This is a genomic window from Flavobacterium sp. (genome assembly GCF_046293665.1).
Classification (GTDB): domain Bacteria; phylum Bacteroidota; class Bacteroidia; order Flavobacteriales; family Flavobacteriaceae; genus Flavobacterium.
In genome coordinates this window covers 1-4,327 of the sequence record NZ_JBKBOL010000017.1, presented here as the reverse complement: position 1 = coordinate 4,327, position 4,327 = coordinate 1, and the positions used below count along the sequence as shown (strand labels likewise).

The following is a 4,327-nucleotide window of genomic DNA, read 5'->3' as shown; positions in this document are numbered from 1 at the left end:
ATTACCTAAAGTTTTATTTTTAATAATTGACAAACAAAGCTACAACCATTTTGGTTGTAGCTTTGTTTATATTTACCATACGTTCTTATTGATATTTTACATATCCTTTCGGAAGCCTAGTGCCTAATCGATATGATAGCTTAAATAGCGGGCATCGTTATGGTTTTCAAGGGCAAGAGAAGGATGATGAGATAAAAGGAGAAGGAAATTCTTTGAATTATACCTTTAGGATGCATGATCCGAGAGTGGGCAGGTTTTTTGCAGTTGATCCGTTAACGAAGCAATATCCTTACTATTCGCCATACCAATTTAGCGGAAATAGAGTAATAGACGCTGTTGAGTTGGAAGGAAAAGAACCAGGTTTTAATTGGGGTTGGTGGTTTTCAATGGCATATCTAAAGATAAAACTCTCTTTAAGTAACAGTGTGGAGAGAATGGCCTCTCCAGTAAGACAAAATAATGAAACAATTAATAACAATCCTTTTATTTCTGAAGAAAGAAAGCAACAATTATATATGGTGGATGCTGTAACCGCAACTGTCGATTTACAAGGTAAAATTTTGGTTGCAGGTACTGTTGCTTCTGGAACTGTGATTGGTGGTGGAGCAGTAATTGCGGAAACAGGATTGGCTTCTGCTACTGTAGTAACTTTGAATACAGAATTTGGTTATTTAGCTTCCTCTGGACCATTGTGGAAGGGTGCGTTGGCTTCTTCTTTTACGTATGAAGGCATAGTACAGACTTCGACTTACACTGGTGGTGTCAATGCATTTACAAATGTAACCGGTCAAGTTCTTGCAAATGGCGGTAAGTTTGATGAAAATATAAATTTATCTCAGACTGCTTTTGCGTTTACTTTTAAGGCATTGCCGGCAAACATTGGAGAATCTTCTTTTTTCTTAAATTATAAGGGCAAAAGAGACTATTCATCCCCCTCGCAGTTTACAAGTTCATTTACGGGTAATCTTTTAGGGGGCAAACTCAACAGTAAATTGGATGACCTTTTTAAACCCTTGAAGGATTTTAGTATCTCAGTATCACCTACAATAGACATGACAGCTGGTACAGGAGTGGAGGTAATGGAAAATGCCGCTTCTAAAGAAATTGAACAGCTTCTTAATACGAAATTTTCAAGTCCAAGTAATCAAGCGCAAAATAATTCAAATAAAAAGAAGAAGAAAAAAACTGAAGAAGATTAAATTATGAAAGAAAAATATATACCGTTGGTTATAGGCTTAATGCTTTTTACTTTTTTGTTCATTTTTTCCTTAACTGCGACAAACGAAATAGAAGAGAGTATAAAAAAAAACAGATTTGAAACAGTTGGAATGGTATACAAATTTTATAGTAACAGGAGTAATAGTAGATATTATTTTAAATATTATTTTAACAATAAAGTTTATTACAACAATGATAATTTGAAGGATTTTGAAAGAGAAGAATGTGTAAATCGATTTTATAAAATTAATTTATCCACTGAAAACCCGAAATTTTCAAAAATATTTTTGGATCAAGAAGTTACTGATACATCTGTAATTTTAAATGCGGGTTTTTCATTAACAGACATGAAAAATTAGATTATATCGTATGCAAGATCAAACTACAACTTTTAAAGTTGTAGTTTTTTATTCTACACTAATTAGTCTTTTAATAACTCTCCAACTTACTATGCACCTTATCAATCTCTCTATCAATATAGACTTGAGCGTAATGCACATACCTGTTAAAAGAACTACTAGTAGTGCTATGACCACTAATCTTTCTAACAAGATGTTCCGGCATCCCAAGTATTAAAAGGGTCGTTATCGCGGTTCTACGCATCATGTGTGAACTCATTTTATCACAGAAGCGGTCTTTACTTTCTTTAGTGTTTTTAATTTTCTTGGCAATACCTTGTTTTTCCCGTGATATTTCTATTGGAGTAGTGAATTCGGCCAACTCACCAATATTTTTTAAGCTCTTATTGAAGTTAAACAGCGTTATGTTTCCAAACAATGTCGCTTTGGTGTTTTTTGATTTGTATTTTTGGTAAATGACTACCGCATAGTTAGGCAACTTTATAGAACTACTTGTTTTAGTTTTCTTCGATTTTAATTTTAAATACCAATCTTCTCCCGACTGCTCAAAATTCTTACTGGTCAATAAAAAAATATCTGAGTAACGTAATCCTGTGGTACAACCAAAAACAAATATGTCTTTTATTTTTCTGAGACTTGGTGTTAGCTTTGTCTCAAACTCCTTATCATGAATGAGAAATTTTAATTGTTCCGGTGATAAAACCAAAATGTCAATTTCTTCTTTCCTAACATAGAACTGCTTGTGAAAATCTCCGGCATAAATCTCTTTTTCTAATTTTAAGTAATTGAAAAACACCCTTATCACTTTGATTGTAGCGCCAACATAATTATCATAGCAACCTTTTTTATATAAGAACTCCGTAAAGTTTTTATAAAACTTTTTCCAATAGTTTTTCTCTGAGAGCAACTCCTTTTTTGAGAGCTTTAGAATATCACAAACCCTTAGTTCAGTTTTGGTTTCTTCCGAAAAAAGTATAAGGTTTCTTAATACATAAGTATAATTGTCTATTGAGCTTTTAGCGATACGTTCCCCATTTTTTTTCAATCTTTTACCCGATTCTGATTCTTTGATAAATTGCTTAAATAAAGGGATTAATGGTTTGACCTTTTTCATGTGGTGGTTTTTACCAAAAATACTGGAAATGTGTTAAAATAAAAAAATACAACTTCATAGTTGTAGTCTTTGACTCTTATAAAAATTTAAAAACTCATTTTAAATATTTTAATCGAAAAGGTGGTAGTTGTAGCCTTTTTATTAAAATGATTGATGTACGTAAGATAGGTTAATATTCAATATATTTATATATTAACGTACCTATTTTATAGTAAAACGAGTATATCTTTCATAATGGTATCTATTTTCAAATACTTCCCCAAACATGATTTCATTAATCATTGGAATGTTATTAGAATTTGAATAATCAACCAAATAGCACCCTAAAATACCATTTGTTTTACTTACAAAATAAACAACCCCATTGTTATTATTAAAAACTTTATATTTTTTAAAACAGAACTTATATATTGAATCATTTCTTAATTTATCAAAAAAAGCATCTTCTTTACATAAAAAATAATTTTTGCTTAAAAGTGTACTTTTCTTATAGTGTATTTTAATGCAGTTACCTACTGGTAGGCTAAAATCAAAAAGTACAAATCTAATTTTATCTGTTTTGAAATAAATTTTGTTATTCTCTTGCTCTAACTTGCCAATCATAAAATTTTCAACAGTAGGTATACCATCATAAAATGTAGCTTTTTGGTTAAATAATTTAATAAATGATTTATCAAATTGTTTTTTCTCCCAATCTTTAAAATTAATCTCTTCGGGATCATTTATATTACATGAAGAAAATAGAAATATTAAAAGTATAATCGGTATCAAATTAACTTTTTTTCTTTTTTTTCTCATCGTTTTTCTGTTTAAGTTTTTTCTGTATCTCTTTATTCTCCTTAATAACTTTTTTAAGTTCCGTATAATCTTTTTGAGCAGGTGAACCTATTAGACGCTCATCTTTTTCTAAGTTTTCATTAGATGGGCTGCTTGTTGTTTCCATAAAGTTATATTCACCATGATCTTTGGCATTTGAAGATACTTTCCCTTTTAAATATTTAATTGCATGTGCCGTTTCTTCATGTCTAATTACGAATGATTCATCAATTAATTGCTTTTCATTTTCCCAATTAGGCGAAAAGGAGGTTCCAATGAGGATTAATTCTTTACCATCCTCTATTGCTAATTTTACATGCTCATACTCTAAGTTTTGATAATAAGCTCTATGACTTCCTGACTTTAACTTATCAAAATCACTTTTATTTCTAATTATGTTGGTCATTCCTTCTTCTCCCCAATAAGATTTTAATGGATAGTAAAGAATATCTATCTTCTTTTGATTTAAAAATAATTTGTCAAACTTTTTTCCTGATTGAGTCATACTTAGAAGTTTCAAAGTTGATTTAAAATCGTTAGTATTTAAGTCTTTATGGACATACCTAACTTCTAAACCTTCTAATTCAACACCATCCAAAACCCTATTTTCACTAAAGGCATATGGAGAATTATGTGGATATTTTGCACTCAAAGGGTCAATGGTAAAAAACCTACCCACTCTCGGATCATGCATCCTAAAAGTATAATTCAAAGAATTTCCTTCGCCTTTGATCTCATCATCCTTCTCCTGTCCTTGGAAACCATAACGATGCCCGCTATTTAAGCTATCATACCGGTTAGGCACTAGGCTTCCGAAAGA

General features: G+C 30.9%; 4 protein-coding genes and 1 pseudogene. 2 read left to right on the top strand and 3 right to left on the bottom strand.

Translation table 11 applies throughout. From position 1 onward, the window contains the following. Positions 1–113: 113 nt before the first annotated feature. Both ACK4R1_RS14760 and ACK4R1_RS14755 read left to right on the top strand, forming a co-directional pair. Positions 114–1,199: pseudogene (locus tag ACK4R1_RS14760) on the top strand (hypothetical protein); the annotation flags it as partial. A 3-nt stretch (positions 1,200–1,202) separates the two neighbouring features. Further along, positions 1,203–1,577, top strand: a complete 375-nt coding sequence (locus tag ACK4R1_RS14755) for a hypothetical protein (protein ID WP_409688778.1) — start codon at positions 1,203–1,205, stop codon at positions 1,575–1,577. Positions 1,578–1,647: 70 nt separating this feature from the next. Here ACK4R1_RS14755 and ACK4R1_RS14750 read toward each other — a convergent pair whose 3' ends face one another. The 3 genes from ACK4R1_RS14750 to ACK4R1_RS14740 all read right to left on the bottom strand — a co-directional run. Beyond that, positions 1,648–2,691, bottom strand: a complete 1,044-nt coding sequence (locus tag ACK4R1_RS14750; protein ID WP_409688776.1) for a tyrosine-type recombinase/integrase — start codon at positions 2,689–2,691, stop codon at positions 1,648–1,650. A gap of 201 nt (positions 2,692–2,892) precedes the next feature. After that, complete coding sequence (locus tag ACK4R1_RS14745) at positions 2,893–3,489, bottom strand: hypothetical protein (RefSeq protein ID WP_409688773.1); 597 nt, start codon at positions 3,487–3,489, stop codon at positions 2,893–2,895. After that, positions 3,464–4,327 (bottom strand): RHS repeat domain-containing protein (locus tag ACK4R1_RS14740; protein ID WP_409688771.1); only part of this gene is annotated, 864 nt, incomplete at its 5' end. The genes ACK4R1_RS14740 and ACK4R1_RS14745, both read right to left, overlap by 26 nt.